Here is a 16161-nt window from a genome sequence, read left to right as displayed (position 1 = left end):
ACAAGCTTGGGGCTTTTCAAGCCGCAGCAAGAGCTGGGAGTTTGAAAAGCAACAAGAAATGGGTTCTTAGGGATAGGGACCCGTAGTCAATGGAAAGCGGAACAAATTTTTTCGGATTTGTCAAAAAACAGAAATTTAGGTTGTCCTCAAACTTGACATAGTACCAAGCGGTGAAGTTGTAAGAACAACTGCGAAAAACATCCACTACACAGGTATCCTGCTGCTTGGCCAGCATTATTCGGAAAGTCCTCTCACGCATAAGCAAATGAAGAATAATGGCGAGCGTCCGCTATATCTAGTCGAAGATGCTCACGAACCAATCATCAGCAAAGAGCAGTTTGAGGCTGTACAGCAGGAGTTCGAAAGAAGAAGAGTAATTAGCACTCGCTGGAACAGCTCTGTATATCCATTTACCAGAAAGATCGTTTGCAAACATTGTGGGACGAACTACCGCAGAGGAAGGACTGGCAAATATCCATTCTGGGGCTGTGGAAAAGCAACGCTGGAAAGGAAGGCTGCCTGTCCTAAATCAGTCCCTCTTGACGAAGAATCTCTGATGAAGACATGCGCCTCTGTTTTGGGAACCGGTGAATTCGATCCCGACGTGTTTAAGGCTAACGTTGATCGAATCGAAGTCGAGGATCGTGATCACCTGCATTTCCACTTCAAAGATGGCTCAAAAAAGACTGTAGAGCTCCAGAATATCTGGAGAAAGACCTATTCTAATGAGCGAAAAAAGCAGGCTTCTGCTTACCAGCGGGATCGGGATAACGTTAGAAAGCTTGGGAAAGAGAAGCCTTTCAGCAGAGTTATCAAATGCTCCACTTGCGGTGGCAACTTCCATTCATTCGAGCGCAAATATCTTGATGGATCGAAAGAGCGTTTCTGGCGTTGTGAACATCCAGGTGAAGTCACTATCCGTAATTCAGATCTGGAGAAAATATCCTGCGAAGTCTTGAACATGGAAGAGTTCGATGCCGGTCAATTTGATGAGTCAATTAAGTCGATTCATGTCATTGGAAAAACTTTGAAGTTTGAATTTCGGGACGGAGCTGTTACTTATCGCCACTATAACAAGGAGGTGAAAAAACCATGCCGCAAGTCACAGTGATTCCGGCTTCAAGAAAGTCGATATTGAAATCTGACGGTTCATCAAAAATCAGAAAACGCCGGGTTGCAGCTTATGCCAGAGTCAGCACTGACAAGGATGAACAGCTGACCAGTTATGAACGTCAGGTCAGCCACTACGAGCAATATATCAAGTCCAGAAGTGACTGGGAGTTTGTCAAAGTCTATACCGATGAAGGAATCACTGGAACGAATACGAAAAAACGTGAAGGGTTTAAATCAATGGTAGAAGATGCCCTTGCTGGAAAAATTGATTTGATAGTCACGAAGAGCGTTAGCAGATTTGCCAGAAACACCGTAGATTCAATTTCCACCATCCGAAAACTGAAGGAACAAAAAGTCGAGGTATTTTTTGAAAAGGAAAATATCTGGACCTTTGATGGGAAAGGAGAATTACTCATCACCATCATGTCCTCACTAGCCCAGGAGGAATCACGCTCGATTTCAGAAAATTGCACCTGGGGCAAAAGAAAATGCTTTGCTGAGGGAAAAGTATGGGTTCCATTTAGCGGATTCCTTGGCTATGACAGAGGACCAAATGGCGAGCTGGTTGTTAACCCTGAGCAGGCAAAGATCGTTCGAAAAATCTTTGATTTATATCTCAAAGGGTTTCTGCCCACTCAAATCGCTAAAGCCTTAACGAAAGAAGGCATTCCAACGGTTTACGGAAAAAAGGAGTGGAAACCAACTGTAATTTTCCGAATTCTCAAAAACGAGAAATATCGTGGAGATGCGCTCCTTCAAAAATCATACGTAACAGATTTCATTACAAAGAAATCTAAAATCAACCATGGAGAAATCCCGCAATACTACGTTGAGGGGAATCACGAAGCTATTGTTGATCCAGAAGTGTTTGACCAGGTGCAGGCAATGATAAAGCGCAGAGGTGGATCGCATAGATACAGTGACCATTGCTTTTCCGGAGTTGTTGTCTGCGGAGAATGTGGTTCCGGTTATTCGCCTTACGTTTGGCATCCCACAGATAAATACAGAAAAAGAGTATGGCAATGTTATAACCGCTATTACGGAACAAAAAGCTGCAAGACAAAGCACGTTGATGAAAAACGACTTGAAGCAATCTTTGTAGAAGAGATGAACAAACTAATCAGGAAAAAGAAATCAGTGATTCTTGAATCAAAAAAGAGAGGATATATTCAGCCCCAGCTAGACGAATTGGATGCTGAACTTGACCGCTTAAACGAGGACTTGAATAAGCGATCTGCAGAGCTGGATAGGCTTCTTCAAAAGTCATCAAAAGGAGCTCCTCAGGATACGGAGCGGTATATTGCCCTTTGTGAAGAATACGAAAAAATTCAAATCGAGTATAACCAGATCAAGGATAAGCGAACCGATATCTCAATGGAACGTTATGCAGGCAGGAAATTCCGCAATTACCTGGCGGATGCTAAACCTTTAAAAGAGTTCGATGATGACCTTTGGAGAACATATGTAAAGCGATGCGAAGTGTACGCTGACGTAAAAATCATTCTGATTTTTACGGACGGGACACAGGTCGAAACCCACAAGTAGCCGAAAGGCTGCTTTTTTAGTTTCGGTTATAGGTTTAGGAATATTCCCTTTACCTATCGAGGGTTTAGGAGTTTCTCAAAGGGTTTAAAAGTTCAAGTCCTGTTTCATTGTACGGATTCTTCACTAGGTTGGAGAGCCTCGATCATTTCAAGATACATTTGCTGGGCGTGTTCTTTGTCTTTGATTTGAAAATGCAAATAGTATTGGATCTCATTGTCTTTTTTGCGGGCGATGCTGATTTCTACAAGATCATTGTCATAGAAACGGATCGTGGCACTTCCCGCCGCATTTCCAAGCTCATAATGATCCGCGCCGATTTCTTTGAATTGGATCGAATCGTCATGATGCTGACGGATCCATGTTTTGTAGTCGAAAGGATGGTTTGGCATAGTCGTTTCCTCGCTTTTTATAATCGTATCATGGAATGACTGAAAGCGCTTTAAAAAAGACGCTTGAAATGATAATCTATATTTATGATGAGAAAACAAAAACTGATCTTGATGGATATCGACGGCACGTTATTGAACACAGATTGGAAGATGCTTCTCTACACGAAAAAGATCTTGACCTCTTTGCACGAGCATGGGATCCTTCTTGGCATCGCTTCTGGACGGCCAGTCGATGATATTACGTTTCATACGCAAAATTGGGACCTTCCTTTTCAATTTGATGTTCTTGTTGGCTTGAACGGGTGCGAGATCCAGAACAACGTCACGAACACGTATTCTCTCTCTCATGAATTGAGCCCGGAACAATTAAAAACTGCGACCCATTTGATGCTCGATCATTTTGAATGTATTCCTTTTTTATATCGGGGCTCTCAGATCCACGCTTTAGAAGTCAATGAAGTGATCAAGACTTCTGCGATCAAATCAGGAAAAGAACCCGTGCAAGTGGATCTTGAGACAATGTGTAAAGAACCTTGCGTCAAGGTGATGTTTAGGACAAGGCAAAAAGAAACGATCGATCAAATGGAACAGTATTTAAAAACGATCGAGACACCAGGGCTAAAATGGTTCAAGACGCAGTCGACTTTGATGGAAGTCAGCGATTCAGCGGTTTCAAAAGCGATCGCTTTACCGATCCTTTGTCAGCAGCTCGATCTTGATAACGGGCAGATCATCGCTTGCGGCGATACGACCAACGACAACGAAATGCTCAAAGCAGCAGGACTTGGGATCTGTTTGAAAAACGGGACGGAAGACACGAAAGCGTGCGCCGATGAGATCACAGAACTCGACAACGATCACGATGGATTGGCGCATCATTTTGTAAAGAAACATCCTGAATTATTCAAAGCATAAGCAGCACAATGAATGTGCTGCTTATTTTTGCTCTGGCATAAACCAATAGCTATGGAAGCCGGACATATAGGTGAGCGCGCCTTTTGGCATTTGTTTCAAAGCGTGATAGACATTGATATAATCGCCAGTTCCCATCGCCAGAGAAGACCAGCCTAGCCCTAATAAAAGGCTCAAGGAAGGATAGATCAAACCAAGAAGGTAAGGAACAAGCCCAAAAACAAGATTCGGAAGCAAAGACAAAAAGATAAATCGCCCTTTGCTCATAGGCTCGGTTCCAATCACAAAAAGCATTCCTTGCCTCAAGTTGGTGTATAGATACACATCCTCTTTAAAACAGAGGGCGTGCAGCAACTCATGCGGCAAAGCGCAGAAAAGAGAGAGCAGGCACCCGATCCAAAAAGCAAACGAATCCGCCTTGAGCCGATGGAGCATCACGATCGGAATCAATAAAAGGATCAAAAGAATAAAAGCGGCAATATTGGCTTTCTTCGCAAGTTCTTGAGTGGATGCAGCTTCTTCGAATTGGATGGCTCCTTCTTTTTCTTCGGCTACAGGAAGCGAATTTGGATCTAGATCGTATTTTCCCCGATAATGCAGTTTCATAAGACTACTCTCTTTCTTTTTTTCATTATACCAAAGAGGAGCCAAGACGAGATAGCCAATCCGAAAAGTCCTAAATGTTGCCACACAAAAACATCCGGTGATACAATGAATCCATGATTCGAGTACATCAAGTAATATGCGATGCGGATGATCGAAGCAAGATCCGCGAACAACTTTTAAAAAAATTAAAAATGCCAAGTGCAGATTTGATCGATTTTCATATTCATCGAAGAAGCGTGGACGCTCGAAAGCATGAGGTCCGCTTCTCCTTTACGATCGACGCGAAAGTCCATCATGAAAAAAAGTACTTAAAGCAAAAAGACGTCATTAAAAAACCAGACGAGAAAGATCATTTCGTTCCCAAAGGAGAACATCCATTAAACTCGCGGCCTGTCGTTGTCGGCTTTGGACCTGCTGGCATGTTTGCCGCTCTTGCCCTATGTCAACATGGCTATCGACCGATCATCATCGAGCGCGGAGCTTCTATACGCCAGCGCCAAAAAGATGTCGATGCCTTTTGGAAAGGCGGACCCTTAGATCCTGAAAGCAACGTCCAGTTTGGAGAAGGAGGAGCAGGCGCTTTTTCGGATGGAAAACTGACGTGCCGCTCGAAAGATCCGCTCTTGCGGAAAGTGCTAGAAGAACTCGTCCAATATGGAGCGGATCCGGATATTTTGGTCGACGCCTATCCACACATTGGCACCGATGCCTTTGTTGAAATCATCGAAAACATGCGCCAAGCGATGATCAAAATGGGAGCCACATTCCATTTCCATGCCAAACTCGAAGATATGATCGTCCAAGATGATCGATTGAAAGCTTTGATCGTCAATGGCGAAGAAGTGGCGTGCCAAGCTTGTATCTTAGCGATCGGACATAGCGCCTCGGATACGATCCACGCTCTTTATGAGCGAGGCCTTCATCTTGAAAACAAGCCATTCCCGATCGGCGTACGTATCGAACACACTCAAGAGTTCATCAATCAGGCGATGCTAGGCGATTTTAAAGACGACCCGCGCTTGATCCCGGCCCGCTATACGCTGACGACGATGACCTCCAACAAAAAAGGCGTCTATACATTTTGCATGTGTCCTGGCGGATATGTGATCCCAAGCGAAGCGCAAGAAGGACAGCTTGTCATCAATGGCATGTCCTACGCTTCTCGAAGCGGAGAAAACGCGAATTCGGCGTTGCTTGTCCAGATCAATGAAGACGATTATGGAACAGAACTATTCGCTGGTGAAAAATACATCGAAGATCTTGAAAGAAAAGCCTATCGAATGACAAGCGGCTATAAAGCGCCTGTCCAGCTTGCCAAAGATTATCTACAAGGCAAAGTGAGCCAGGAACTTGAAGGTGTCAAGCCGACTTATTGCTTAGGCTACGAGTTTGTCGATCTCAATACTTTGTTTTCTAAAGCCGTCAATCAGTCTTTGCATGAGGCGCTGTTCGATTTTGAAAAGAAAGTGCCTGGCTTCGTGACTTCAGGCGCCATCTTGAGCGCGATCGAATCTCGGAGCAATCCAAGCCTTCGTCTTGTCCGGGCGAAAGAAAATCGAATGAGCAGCATTTATGGACTTTACCCGTGCGGAGAAGGAAGCGGCTACGCGGGAGGGATCGTGAGCAGCGCGATCGATGGGATCAAAAGCGCCTACGCCCTCATGGACCATTTTGGAAAGGAAAATGCATGAAGCATTATTTTAAACCGGACTATTATGTCCGCAATTTTGAAAATATCGATATCCAACGCTTAAAAAAAGCAGGCATACGTTTGTTGCTTTGTGATATCGACAATACTTTGGTCGCTTATAACGACCCGGATTCGAACGAACGAGTAAAAAAGTTCTTAAAGAAAGTCGAACACAGCGGACTCGATGTGGCGCTCGTTTCCAACGCTTCGCCTAAGCGAGCCAAACGCTTCGCCAAAGATCTCGATGTCGAACACGTCTTTTACTTGTCGTTCAAACCAACACCAAGAAATATCAAAAAAGCGATGCGCTATTATCATGTTGCCCCAAAACAAACGGCTCTTTTAGGCGATCAGCTTCTTACGGACATGCTCGGCGCCTCTTTGGCTGGCTGCTATAAGATCTTGACAGCACCGATCATTGAAAAAGATAAATTCGATACGCGCATCAATCGCTTTTTTGAAAATTTTATCTATCGTCATTATTCGAAAAAACACATTTTCAAAAAGGGGGAATTCGATGACTAAATATTGTAAAGGGTGCGGAGTCTTGCTGCAAAACGAAAACGCAAACGCGCCAGGCTATGTCCCGACTCTCGACTCTTCGTATTGTCAGCGGTGCTATCGGATCCGCCATTATGGAGATCTGACGATCAATATGCAACAAGGCATCGAATCCAATGAAACATTCGAAAAGATCGACGCTTTAGAGGGCGTGATCTTTTGGGTCGTCGACTTGTTCACGTTCGAGTCTTCGATCATTTCGCGGCTCAACCACAAGTTGCCCAATAAAAAGATCATCATGGTCTTGACCAAACGCGATGTCTTGCCAAAAACGCTCGCCGACAAAAAGATCTTCGAATTCGTGGACGAGCGTTTAAAAGAAGAAGATATTCATGTCGATGGCAAGATCATTCTAGGAGGACTCCTTAAAAATGGCGAAGAAGCCCAATATTCGATCAAGCGTTTAGAAGAGGCGATCGAACACTACGCCAAAGACAAACACGTGATCTTCATGGGTGTCGCCAATTCAGGAAAATCGACCTTGATCAATAAGCTTTTAGCCTCCACGGATCTGACGACCTCAAGAAATCCAGGCACGACGCTCGATCTAGTCACGATCAAAAAAGATGGCTATACGATCTACGACACTCCAGGCATCGAGAACCATCACAGTATACTCACCTTGATCGACCCTAAGCAGCTTAAGCAGTTGATCCCGACCAAACCGATCCGACCTCTAGTCACCCAAGTATTCGAAAACCAGTCTTTTGCGGTAGGCGGACTCGTGCGACTCGATGTCTATACAAAAGGCAAGGCGACGATCGTCGCTTATTTCTCCAATTCGCTTCCGATCCATCGCGGAAAATTGGAAAACGCGGATACGCTTTGGAAAAACCATCTTGGCGAAATGCTTTCGCCAACACTCGATTTATCGCTTAAAACGATGCATACATATCAAGCGCCCCCTTTTGAAGGGAAGCTCGATATCGTGATCCATGGACTTGGCTGGTTCTGTGTTTCGGGCTCGATCGAAAAGATCTACGTCAAAGTCCATAAAGGCATCCAAGTCACATTTAGAAAGGCAATGATATAATGCTCAGCAATCAAGATAAAAAGTATTTACGAACAAAAGCCCACGATCTACAGGCTTTGATCCAGATTGGAAAGACAGGACTTTCCGCTAATTTATACCAGACCCTCGACGACGCGCTCGAAGCGCATGAGCTCGTCAAAGTCTCTTTACTGAAGACGACGCCGATCGACGTTAGAGAAGCAGCCATAGAATGCGCGGCCGCCACCCATGCTCAAGTCGTTCATATCGTAGGACGGACATTCATTCTCTATCGTCGCAGCAAAGAAAACAAAATGGGACTCAAAGCATGAAACGAGTCGCCATTATTGGTGGATCGTTCGATCCGATCCATCTAGGCCACATTGAAATGGGAAAGCTTGCCAAAAAGGAGTTAGGGGTCGATGAAGTATGGTATATTCCCACCCACCAGACACCGTTGAAGGATCGCGAGCTCACCGAGGATGAACATCGTAAAAAGATGGTCGAAATCGCGATTCAAGACGAAGCGACCTTCAAGCTCAATCCGATCGAGCTCGATCGCAAGAAGAAATCGTATACTTACCATACCCTTAAAAAACTGCTCAAAGACGAGCCAGACACCGAGTTCTATGTTTTGATCGGCAGTGATCAAATGGCTCAATTCCAAGATTGGAAAAACGTGGACAAGCTTGTGAGCATGGCCCATTTTATTTGTGTCGATCGAGATGGAAGCTTTGGCCGCAACGACTATGATCTAGAATGCATGCCAATGAAACAAGTCCCTGTCTCTTCAAGCATGATCCGAGAAGGGAATGGCTTGAATTATGTCGATCCCCGTGTTCTCGAATATATCTATGCCAATCGGCTCTACATTCAAGATTTCGTCAAATCAAGAGTGCGCCATCATCGCTTTTTGCATAGCCTTTCGGTCGCCAAGCTTTGCGAAAGATTCGCCCAAGGCAATGGATTGGATCCTCAAAAAGCGTATTTAGCAGGCCTCTTTCACGACGTGTGCAAATCGATGCTGCCAGACCAAATGAGACCTTGGGTCGAAGCGATCGCCCCTCAATACGTAAACGCCTCCACTTCGATCTGGCATGGATTTGTGGGTGGTGAAGTGATCGATCGTGTTTTTGGGATCAAAGACCGTCAAATCAAAAACGCCATCCGCTGGCACGTGCTTGGGTTGAGCGATGAACCGTACGCGAAGATCGTCTATTGCGCCGACAAGCTCGATCCCTTACGTGGATACGATAGTTCCGCGCTCATCAAAGCGTGCGAAAAAGATATCGACCACGGTTTTGATCTCACAAAAGACCAAAACGATAAATATATCCAGCAAAAACGGAAAGAAGGAACACAATGAACGTTTTAGAAATAGTACTCAAAGCGATCTCCGAGAGAAAAGGAGAAGATATCATCGAATACGACGTATCGATGGTCACGCCTTTCGTAGATACGATGATCGTCGCTTCTTCGAGCAACTTGCGTCAAAACAACGCGATCGCGACCAATATTCGTGAAAAGCTCAAAGACGCCAATTATACAGGAGAGATCCGTCAAGAGGGCGAGTCTAATTCGCGCTGGATCTTGATCGACTTGAAAGATATCGTCGTTCATCTCTTTGTCGAAGAAGAAAGACACGTCTACAATCTCGACAAGCTCTATGGAGACGTCCCATCTAAACGGTATGATCTATAATACGCTTGCCCATTATTACGACGCGCTCGTCAAAGACGATCAAGCGACCAGCGCCTGGTATGATTGGATCCACACCGTCAAGATCGGTTCTTCGATCTTAGAGCTGGCGTGTGGTTCGGGAGAAATCACACGTCGCCTTGCTCAAGATGGAGTCCATATCGACGCTCTAGATCTGAGCGAAGAAATGATTGCCGAAGCCAAGCAAAAACAAGACAGTCAATCGATCCACTATTTTACAGGAAATATGCTGGATCTAAAGGAATGTGGCCAATACGAGGCGATCCTTTGTCTTTGCGACAGCATCAACTACATTTTAGATCCAGACGATTTGATCCACCTCTTTCGTGAAGTGGATGCCCATCTAAGCGATAGCGGGTATTTTCTATTCGATACGCATTCTTTGGATAGGCTCGAAGAATTTCAGGAAGAGTTCAACGAGACGGGCGAATTCGAAGATGGCGTACAATACCAATGGTCGATCATGGCCGAGGATGATTTCATTTATCAAGACTTCGCGTTTTATAAACTCGATGGAACGATCCAGCAAGAGCATCATATCCAAAGAGTGTATGAGCCCACATGGCTTCATGAACAACTGGAGCGATTCTTTACGATCGTCGATATTCGTACCGATTTCGATCAAGAAGGTATCCAGAGCGGAGAAAAATATTTTTATATCGTACAAAAGAAAGGAAAAGAGCAATGATAGGAATCTTATGCGCGATGGAATCGGAGCTGCAAGCGATCTTAAAATATATGGAGATCGAAAGCGAACGACAAATTGCGACTTGCAAACTGTATCGAGGAAAGATCCATGAACAAGAAGTCATCGCCTGTTTGGCAGGGATTGGCAAATGCAGCGCGAGCATGAGCGCTACGATCCTTTTGATGGAAGCGCCAGTTGAATTGGTGATCAATGTAGGTGTCGCGGGCGGCTTGCTCGAAAATCAGCAAGTTCTTGATCTTGTGATCTCGAACGAAGCGATCCAAGCCGATTTTGACACGAGTCCGCTCGATGGAGAAGAAGGGCTCGGACTTCGTTATCCGATCGAACCCGCCTTGATTCAAAAAGCGGAATCGATCGCCCAAAAGATCGGGATCCCTTATCAGACCGGCGTGATCGCGACCCAAGATCTTTTTATGGCTCGTCAAAGCGACTTTGATACATTGAAGCAAAACTTTCCGGAAAGCGCCTGCTCAGAAATGGAAGGTGGCGCGATCGCCCAAGTGTGCAGCGCCTTCCATACTCCATGCTTGATCATCCGCACGCTTTCGGATGTTGTTTTTCATCACGACAATCCGATGGAGTTTTCCGCTTTTGCTCAAAAAGCGAGCGAGCAAGCCGCTAAATTCATCAATGAATGGTGTTTATAAGCTGCCTTTTGTGAAGGTAGCTTTTCTAATTCCTAGAAATGGATTAGAATAAACAATATGAGCGAGATCAAAAAGAAAAAACCGAAATATTATGGACCATGGCTCAGTTTCGCCCTTGCGTGTACGCTCGTTTGCCTGATCGCTTTATTATGGAGCTTGTTTATCAGCGGGCCGGCCCGCCTGCATGAAGAACAACTGCAAGCCGCGTATGCCAAGATCCAAAAACAAGTGCCAGATATCAAAGGTCTTGAACAAAATATATTTGAATATGTCACGTATTCTGGCTATACGACAGAAAATGTCTATTGGTTCAACCAGAAGTGCGAAGAGATCGCCGTCCGCGATCTTTCGACTCTTGATTATGCCAAAGTGCGGCAAGTGGCCAAAGAAGAGTACGGGATCGATGCGGAGACGATCGATCTGACTTTTGGCTATAGCGCCCCTTGTTATGAGGTGAGAGGGAAAAACACACTTTTGCTGCTGAACTATGATACGCTAGAAAACGTTTATGAAAGGAAGGAATGATATGGCGAAAAAAGATCCATGGAACGAGCCTTGGTTCAATCAAGTCGCTTGGTTGTTCGCGCATCTAGAGGATCTGCATCTCGACGCTCGAGAAGCGTTGATCGCTTTGCTGATCTTAGATGCCAACGCGCATAATTTACCGATCTCTCCGGAAGTTTTTGCCGCCAAAGCCAAGATCAGCGAAGAAGAAGTGGACACGATCTTTAATATCCTTTCTTCGCGCGGGTATTTAAAGATCGATGTGGTGCAAGGCAAAGTTTGCTTTTTGATGGATGGGTTGATGAAAAACGCGAATCCTTCGGGGGTTTCTCTTTCCAAAAGCATCATCTCTGATTTTGAAGAAGAGTTTGGTCGTGATCTTTCTGTCTTTGAAATGCAAAAGATCCTCGACTTGTGTGAGACATTCGGCGAACGGCAAGTCGTATGCGCTTTGAACGAGGCGGTCGTCTACGATAAAAAAAGCTTGAACTATATTGAAAATGTCCTTGTCTCATGGCGCAACAAAGGATTGAGCACAGAAGAGCTGGAGAGTGGTAAACGATGAGCGGCGAAGAAATCGTATACGAGATCGAGAAGATCTTTCCTAACGCCCAATGCGAGCTTTATCATGAAAGCACATTTCAGCTGCTTATAGCGGTCGTTCTTTCGGCTCAAACGACCGACGCTTCGGTCAACAAAGTCACGCCAGCACTCTTTACACGCTATCCAGATCCTTTTTCGCTCGCGAAAGCCGATCTCGAAGATGTCGAAGGCTATATCCGAACGATCGGATTGTATCACTCGAAAGCCAAAAATATTATCGCTCTTTCCAAAGATCTTGTTGAGAAGTTCGATGGCGTCGTGCCAAGCACGTATAAAGAGCTTCAGTCTTTGGCAGGTGTGGGAAGAAAAACAGCGAATGTCGTTCGCAGTGTGGCTTTCGATATTCCTAGTTTCGCAGTCGATACGCATGTCGATCGCGTAAGCAAGCGTCTCGGCTTAGCGAAAGTGGATGATAGCGTAGAAAAGGTGGAGGAAAAGCTCAAACGAAAGATCCCACGGGCATTATGGAATCAAGCTCATCACGATTTTATCTTTTTTGGACGATATTTCTGCACGGCTAGACATCCAAAATGTCAGGAATGTCCTTTCACGAGTTTTTGTCAAAACGAAAAACTTGAGCGATATAAAGCGTTGAAAAAGAAAAAGAAGGAAATGGAATGAAGAAAAAGATCTACATTGTCCGTCATGGACAAACGCAGTTCAATGTTGAAAAACGGTGCCAAGGCTGGAAAGATTCGCCTCTGACGCAAAAAGGAAGAGAGCAAGCCAAAAAGGTCCGCGACTATTTTCAAAAAAAGGGGATCACATTTGATCACGCCTACAGCTCCGATCTTTCTAGAGCGATCGACACGATGCAGATCATCGCTCCGATCCAAGTTCCACAATATACAAGCCAAGCGCTTCGCGAGATGAGTTTTGGCAAATACGATGGGTGGAAGCATACGGACATTCCTGTTGAAGATCGAATGAATTTTTTTAAATCCGTTGGCGGAGAAACGTATGAAGAAGCAATCGTCCGCGTTTTTCGTTTGATCTTGCATGTCATGAAACAAAACGATCATCATTCGGTGCTGTTTGTCACGCATGGGATTCCTGTTTCCGGATTGTTCCGCTCGCTGCCTCGAAAAAAAGGGATCCTAGATCCGAAGGATTTTCGCAATGGGTGTATTCTCGAATATGAGATGAAAGGAGAAGAGATGATGCTTGTCGACTTTATCCAAACGGAAAAGGAGCCTTTTCATCATGTCTGAGATCGAAAAGGTGCTCGTCGTCGGCCGAGGCGCGGTCGGTGGTTTGTTTGGCTCTTTGATCGAAGAAAAGGTGGGAAACGATTTTGCGTTTCTCGTGGATGAAAAACGAAAACAAAGATATGAAGCGAGCGAGTACCGAATCAATGGCGTATCGAGAATCTTTTCTTATGTAACGAATAGGGATGCGTATCCTGTCGATCTTGTTTTGATCACGACGAAGATGAAAGATTTTGATGCGGCGCTTACTATGATCGAGCCGTTCTTGAAAGAGGATACGATCTTGATTTCGGGCTTGAACGGGATCGTGAGCGACGATCTGCTCATGGAACGGTATCCGCAGCCTGTCATTCGCGCGATCTCGCAAAAGATGGATGCGAAATATGAGGGCGACAGCTTGTCGTATACGAAAACAGGTGAGCTCGTGATCGGAATGGAGAAAAGCGGTCAAGAAGAAAGTTTTGCGAAATTGTGCGCTTTTTTCGATCGGATCGATTTTCCGTATGTCGTTTCGAACGATATCATCCATGATCAATATTCGAAGCTCATGCTCAATTGCGCGATCAATCAAATTTGCGCGGTCTACCAATGTACATATGGCAAAGTGTGTTCGCATCCGCTTTTATACGATTTGTTTTATAAAACGATGAAAGAGGTGCAGCACGTATTCGCAGCCTATGAGGTCGCGATCGACGATCAAGAGATCAATGCGTGGATCGAGGCGATCCAAAATTTGGATCCAAATTCGATGCCGAGCATGGCGCAAGATCGTTTGGCGCGTCGAAAAAGCGAAGTGATGCTTTTTAGTGGCACTCTGATCCCGATGGCTGAAAAAAAGGGAATCGAGACACCGTGCTTATCGATGCTTTATGAAAAGATCTTACAATATGAAAAGGAAGAGCGTTATTGAACGTTGCGCTCTTCCTTTTTTTCGTCTTTGTTTTTTTCATAGATGACTTTCAAGCCTTTGAAGATCAAATTGGGATCGTAGACGTCGATAAAATCTGTATAATCGCAGATCACGCGGCCAAGCCCGCCTGTCGCGATGACTTTGAAGTCTTCTTTGAGTTCTTTGCGGAACTGCTTGACGGTCATTTCAAAGCCGCCAAGACATTGATAGAAAATTCCGGCTTGCATTTCTGTCTGGGTGTTTTTCGCTAAGATCGTGCTTGGGCGTTTGATTTCGATTTCTGGCAGCTGAGCGGTTTGTCCCCAAAGCGCGTTGGCGCCAGATTCGATCCCTACGCCGATCGCTCCCGCCTTGAAGTGGCCTTCTTTTGTGACATAGTCATAGGTGGTGGCGGTCCCAAAATCAACGACAAGCACAGGTCCGCCATATTCGTGATAGGCGCCTGCGCAATCGGCAATGCGGTCTGACCCGACGCTTTTTGGATTTTCGAGCTGGACGCTGATGCCTGTCTTGATGCCTGGACGAACGATGATCGGATCGATGTTCAAGAATTTTTTGATTCCGTTTCGAAAGGAATGCATGATCTTGGGAACGACGCTAGAGACGATCACATCGTTCACATCTTTTACATCGATACCTGCCGCCGTCAAAAAGTTGACGAGAGAAGAGCCATATTCGTCGCTTGTCCGTTTGATCTTGGTGGTCAGACGATAATTGGCGATCAAATCTTCGTGTTTAAAGACGCCAATCGTTATATTGGTATTTCCTACATCGATCGCTACGAGCATGTGTTATGGTCCTCCATTTGTTTCATTGTTTTTAAAATCAATTCGCCAACTTCTTCTTTGCTCATTTTTCCGAGTGGCTGGATCGTGTCTTTCGTGAAAAGAGTCACAACATTGGTCGGTGTCTGAAAGCCTGCCCCTTGGGTGAACAGATTGTTTCCGATGAGCAGGTCGCAGTGTTTCTTGACGCATTTTTCTTGCGCGTTGTGTTCAAGATTTTCTGTTTCCATCGCGAAGCCGCAAACGATCTGTCCTTCTTTTTTATGGGCGCCTAGCCAAGCGAGGATATCGGGATTTTTAACGAGTTCGATCTCCATCGTATCTCCTTGTTTTTTCATCTTTTGAGGAGCGGTCTCTTTAGAACGGTAATCGGAGATGGCGGCCGCTAAAATAAAATAGTCATTGTCTTCAAAACGAGCTTGTACAGCATCCATCATGTCTTGGGCGCTTTGAATGTAGATCGTTTCGATTCCTGGGATCGGCTCTAAAGCGACAGGTCCAGAAATGAGAGTCACTTTGGCGCCTAGCTTTTTTGCCGCTTGGGCGATGGCGTAGCCTTGTTTTCCAGAAGAGTGGTTCGAAATGAAACGGACCGGATCGAGCGCTTCGATCGTAGGCCCAGCATTGACTAAAACGCGTTTTCCTTCTAGGAGCTTTTCATCAAAGATCGACTCGATCGCTTCTTGGATCGTGTCGAGACTGGCCAGTTTGCCTTTTCCAACATCTTGACAGGCGAGAAGGCCTGTTTCGGGTTCGACGATCGTATAGCCTAGCTGTTTTGCGCGAAGGATGTTTTCTTGCGTGACTGTATTTTCATACATATGGACATTCATCGCTGGACAGATGATCTTTGGACAATAACACGCTAGCGCGGTCGTGCTCACTAGATCGTCGGCGATGCCATGAACGATCTTGGCGATGATATTGGCGGTAGCAGGAACGAGCACGAAGACATCGGCCCATTTCGCCAAAGTGATATGGGCGATCGGGTCTTCGTTGGTTTCATCAAAAACTTGGGTTTCGCATTTATTGTGACTTAAGGCTTCGAAGGTGATCGGGGCGACGAACTGGGTGGCAGATCGGGTCATGATCACTTTGATCGAGTATCCTTTTTTGCCGAGTCGGCTGACAAGATCGCAGGCTTTGTAGGCGGCGATACCACCGCTCACCGCGATCAAGATGTTTTTTTTCTGCATCGAATGGAACCTCCGTTAGGTCTTACATATTATAGAACAGGAAGGATATTTTTGCTACCAAGCTTTGTGGTAA

The 16161-nt window shown here is 45.3% G+C and carries 20 protein-coding genes; 16 read left to right on the top strand and 4 right to left on the bottom strand.

Annotated elements, in window-relative coordinates:
• Positions 1-157 precede the first annotated feature (157 nt).
• Positions 158-1111: a recombinase zinc beta ribbon domain-containing protein gene (locus tag BO225_RS03020; protein WP_083632058.1), complete on the top strand. Its 954-nt coding sequence runs from the start codon at positions 158-160 to the stop codon at positions 1109-1111.
• Positions 1093-2658 (top strand): recombinase family protein, encoded by a 1566-nt coding sequence (locus BO225_RS03015; protein WP_076340801.1) that lies wholly within the window; start codon positions 1093-1095, stop codon positions 2656-2658. Before BO225_RS03020 ends, BO225_RS03015 begins: the two co-directional genes overlap by 19 nt.
• A gap of 104 nt (positions 2659-2762) precedes the next feature.
• On the opposite strand, the gene BO225_RS03010 is transcribed toward BO225_RS03015, so the two are convergent.
• On the bottom strand, positions 2763-3047 hold the full coding sequence (locus BO225_RS03010; protein WP_076340800.1) for a hypothetical protein: 285 nt from the start codon (positions 3045-3047) through the stop codon (positions 2763-2765).
• Positions 3048-3131: 84 nt separating this feature from the next.
• Between BO225_RS03010 and BO225_RS03005 the strand changes: the two genes are divergently transcribed.
• Positions 3132-3962, top strand: coding sequence for an HAD-IIB family hydrolase (locus tag BO225_RS03005; RefSeq protein ID WP_083632057.1), 831 nt, complete (start codon positions 3132-3134; stop codon positions 3960-3962).
• A gap of 21 nt (positions 3963-3983) precedes the next feature.
• On the opposite strand, the gene BO225_RS03000 is transcribed toward BO225_RS03005, so the two are convergent.
• Entirely contained in the window at positions 3984-4565 is a 582-nt protein-coding gene (locus tag BO225_RS03000) for a DUF3267 domain-containing protein (protein WP_076340799.1), read from the bottom strand.
• A 113-nt stretch (positions 4566-4678) separates the two neighbouring features.
• On the opposite strand from BO225_RS03000, the gene BO225_RS02995 reads away from it, so the two are divergent.
• Genes BO225_RS02995 through BO225_RS02935 form a run of 13 tightly spaced genes read left to right on the top strand, consistent with a single transcriptional unit; the run spans position 4679 to position 14107 of the window.
• The gene (locus tag BO225_RS02995; RefSeq protein WP_076340798.1) at positions 4679-6256 is read left to right on the top strand and encodes an NAD(P)/FAD-dependent oxidoreductase; all 1578 of its coding nucleotides are present in this window, start codon (positions 4679-4681) and stop codon (positions 6254-6256) included.
• Positions 6253-6780 (top strand): YqeG family HAD IIIA-type phosphatase, encoded by a 528-nt coding sequence (locus tag BO225_RS02990; protein ID WP_076340797.1) that lies wholly within the window; start codon positions 6253-6255, stop codon positions 6778-6780. Before BO225_RS02995 ends, BO225_RS02990 begins: the two co-directional genes overlap by 4 nt.
• Positions 6773-7849, top strand: a complete 1077-nt coding sequence (gene yqeH / locus BO225_RS02985; RefSeq protein WP_076340796.1) for a ribosome biogenesis GTPase YqeH — start codon at positions 6773-6775, stop codon at positions 7847-7849. Before BO225_RS02990 ends, yqeH begins: the two co-directional genes overlap by 8 nt.
• Complete coding sequence (locus BO225_RS02980) at positions 7849-8139, top strand: YhbY family RNA-binding protein (protein ID WP_076340795.1); 291 nt, start codon at positions 7849-7851, stop codon at positions 8137-8139. Before yqeH ends, BO225_RS02980 begins: the two co-directional genes overlap by 1 nt.
• Complete coding sequence (nadD, locus tag BO225_RS02975; RefSeq protein WP_076340794.1) at positions 8136-9173, top strand: nicotinate-nucleotide adenylyltransferase; 1038 nt, start codon at positions 8136-8138, stop codon at positions 9171-9173. Before BO225_RS02980 ends, nadD begins: the two co-directional genes overlap by 4 nt.
• Positions 9170-9508 carry a ribosome silencing factor gene (rsfS, locus tag BO225_RS02970; protein WP_076340793.1) on the top strand — a complete coding sequence of 113 codons (339 nt, stop codon included), beginning with the start codon at positions 9170-9172 and terminating at the stop codon, positions 9506-9508. Before nadD ends, rsfS begins: the two co-directional genes overlap by 4 nt.
• Entirely contained in the window at positions 9498-10214 is a 717-nt protein-coding gene (locus BO225_RS02965; protein WP_076340792.1) for a class I SAM-dependent DNA methyltransferase, read from the top strand. Before rsfS ends, BO225_RS02965 begins: the two co-directional genes overlap by 11 nt.
• Positions 10211-10882 (top strand): 5'-methylthioadenosine/adenosylhomocysteine nucleosidase, encoded by a 672-nt coding sequence (locus BO225_RS02960; RefSeq protein WP_076340791.1) that lies wholly within the window; start codon positions 10211-10213, stop codon positions 10880-10882. The genes BO225_RS02965 and BO225_RS02960 overlap by 4 nt, the downstream gene beginning before the upstream one ends.
• Before the next feature lie 57 nt (positions 10883-10939).
• The gene (locus BO225_RS02955) at positions 10940-11407 is read left to right on the top strand and encodes a hypothetical protein (protein ID WP_076340790.1); all 468 of its coding nucleotides are present in this window, start codon (positions 10940-10942) and stop codon (positions 11405-11407) included.
• Position 11408: 1 nt separating this feature from the next.
• Positions 11409-11951: a DnaD domain-containing protein gene (locus tag BO225_RS02950; RefSeq protein WP_076340789.1), complete on the top strand. Its 543-nt coding sequence runs from the start codon at positions 11409-11411 to the stop codon at positions 11949-11951.
• Entirely contained in the window at positions 11948-12610 is a 663-nt protein-coding gene (nth, locus tag BO225_RS02945) for an endonuclease III (protein WP_076340788.1), read from the top strand. The genes BO225_RS02950 and nth overlap by 4 nt, the downstream gene beginning before the upstream one ends.
• Positions 12607-13200, top strand: coding sequence for a histidine phosphatase family protein (locus tag BO225_RS02940; RefSeq protein WP_076340787.1), 594 nt, complete (start codon positions 12607-12609; stop codon positions 13198-13200). Before nth ends, BO225_RS02940 begins: the two co-directional genes overlap by 4 nt.
• The gene (locus BO225_RS02935) at positions 13193-14107 is read left to right on the top strand and encodes a ketopantoate reductase family protein (RefSeq protein ID WP_076340786.1); all 915 of its coding nucleotides are present in this window, start codon (positions 13193-13195) and stop codon (positions 14105-14107) included. The genes BO225_RS02940 and BO225_RS02935 overlap by 8 nt, the downstream gene beginning before the upstream one ends.
• On the opposite strand, the gene BO225_RS02930 is transcribed toward BO225_RS02935, so the two are convergent.
• Together BO225_RS02930 and coaBC are read right to left on the bottom strand one after the other, a co-directional pair.
• Positions 14101-14895 (bottom strand): type III pantothenate kinase, encoded by a 795-nt coding sequence (locus tag BO225_RS02930; RefSeq protein WP_076340785.1) that lies wholly within the window; start codon positions 14893-14895, stop codon positions 14101-14103. The genes BO225_RS02935 and BO225_RS02930 overlap by 7 nt on opposite strands.
• The gene (coaBC, locus tag BO225_RS02925) at positions 14886-16088 is read right to left on the bottom strand and encodes a bifunctional phosphopantothenoylcysteine decarboxylase/phosphopantothenate--cysteine ligase CoaBC (protein ID WP_076340784.1); all 1203 of its coding nucleotides are present in this window, start codon (positions 16086-16088) and stop codon (positions 14886-14888) included. The genes BO225_RS02930 and coaBC overlap by 10 nt, the downstream gene beginning before the upstream one ends.
• Positions 16089-16161 lie beyond the last annotated feature (73 nt).

This window comes from Dubosiella newyorkensis, from assembly GCF_001945605.1.
GTDB classification, from domain to species: domain Bacteria; phylum Bacillota_I; class Bacilli_A; order Erysipelotrichales; family Erysipelotrichaceae; genus Dubosiella; species Dubosiella newyorkensis.
This window is presented reverse-complemented; position numbering and strand designations above follow the sequence as displayed.

What these genes read in the sequence shown, in the direction of transcription:
- BO225_RS03015 (WP_076340801.1), top strand. Translation starts at nt 1,093, where the DNA reads ATGCCGCAAGTCACAGTGATTCCGGCTTCAAGAAAGTCGATATTGAAA.
- BO225_RS03010 (WP_076340800.1), bottom strand. Translation starts at nt 3,047, where the DNA reads ATGCCAAACCATCCTTTCGACTACAAAACATGGATCCGTCAGCATCAT.
- BO225_RS03005 (WP_083632057.1), top strand. Translation starts at nt 3,132, where the DNA reads ATGATGAGAAAACAAAAACTGATCTTGATGGATATCGACGGCACGTTA.
- BO225_RS03000 (WP_076340799.1), bottom strand. Translation starts at nt 4,565, where the DNA reads ATGAAACTGCATTATCGGGGAAAATACGATCTAGATCCAAATTCGCTT.
- BO225_RS02995 (WP_076340798.1), top strand. Translation starts at nt 4,679, where the DNA reads ATGATTCGAGTACATCAAGTAATATGCGATGCGGATGATCGAAGCAAG.
- BO225_RS02990 (WP_076340797.1), top strand. Translation starts at nt 6,253, where the DNA reads ATGAAGCATTATTTTAAACCGGACTATTATGTCCGCAATTTTGAAAAT.
- yqeH (WP_076340796.1), top strand. Translation starts at nt 6,773, where the DNA reads ATGACTAAATATTGTAAAGGGTGCGGAGTCTTGCTGCAAAACGAAAAC.
- BO225_RS02980 (WP_076340795.1), top strand. Translation starts at nt 7,849, where the DNA reads ATGCTCAGCAATCAAGATAAAAAGTATTTACGAACAAAAGCCCACGAT.
- nadD (WP_076340794.1), top strand. Translation starts at nt 8,136, where the DNA reads ATGAAACGAGTCGCCATTATTGGTGGATCGTTCGATCCGATCCATCTA.
- rsfS (WP_076340793.1), top strand. Translation starts at nt 9,170, where the DNA reads ATGAACGTTTTAGAAATAGTACTCAAAGCGATCTCCGAGAGAAAAGGA.
- BO225_RS02965 (WP_076340792.1), top strand. Translation starts at nt 9,498, where the DNA reads ATGATCTATAATACGCTTGCCCATTATTACGACGCGCTCGTCAAAGAC.
- BO225_RS02960 (WP_076340791.1), top strand. Translation starts at nt 10,211, where the DNA reads ATGATAGGAATCTTATGCGCGATGGAATCGGAGCTGCAAGCGATCTTA.
- BO225_RS02955 (WP_076340790.1), top strand. Translation starts at nt 10,940, where the DNA reads ATGAGCGAGATCAAAAAGAAAAAACCGAAATATTATGGACCATGGCTC.
- BO225_RS02950 (WP_076340789.1), top strand. Translation starts at nt 11,409, where the DNA reads ATGGCGAAAAAAGATCCATGGAACGAGCCTTGGTTCAATCAAGTCGCT.
- nth (WP_076340788.1), top strand. Translation starts at nt 11,948, where the DNA reads ATGAGCGGCGAAGAAATCGTATACGAGATCGAGAAGATCTTTCCTAAC.
- BO225_RS02940 (WP_076340787.1), top strand. Translation starts at nt 12,607, where the DNA reads ATGAAGAAAAAGATCTACATTGTCCGTCATGGACAAACGCAGTTCAAT.
- BO225_RS02935 (WP_076340786.1), top strand. Translation starts at nt 13,193, where the DNA reads ATGTCTGAGATCGAAAAGGTGCTCGTCGTCGGCCGAGGCGCGGTCGGT.
- BO225_RS02930 (WP_076340785.1), bottom strand. Translation starts at nt 14,895, where the DNA reads ATGCTCGTAGCGATCGATGTAGGAAATACCAATATAACGATTGGCGTC.
- coaBC (WP_076340784.1), bottom strand. Translation starts at nt 16,088, where the DNA reads ATGCAGAAAAAAAACATCTTGATCGCGGTGAGCGGTGGTATCGCCGCC.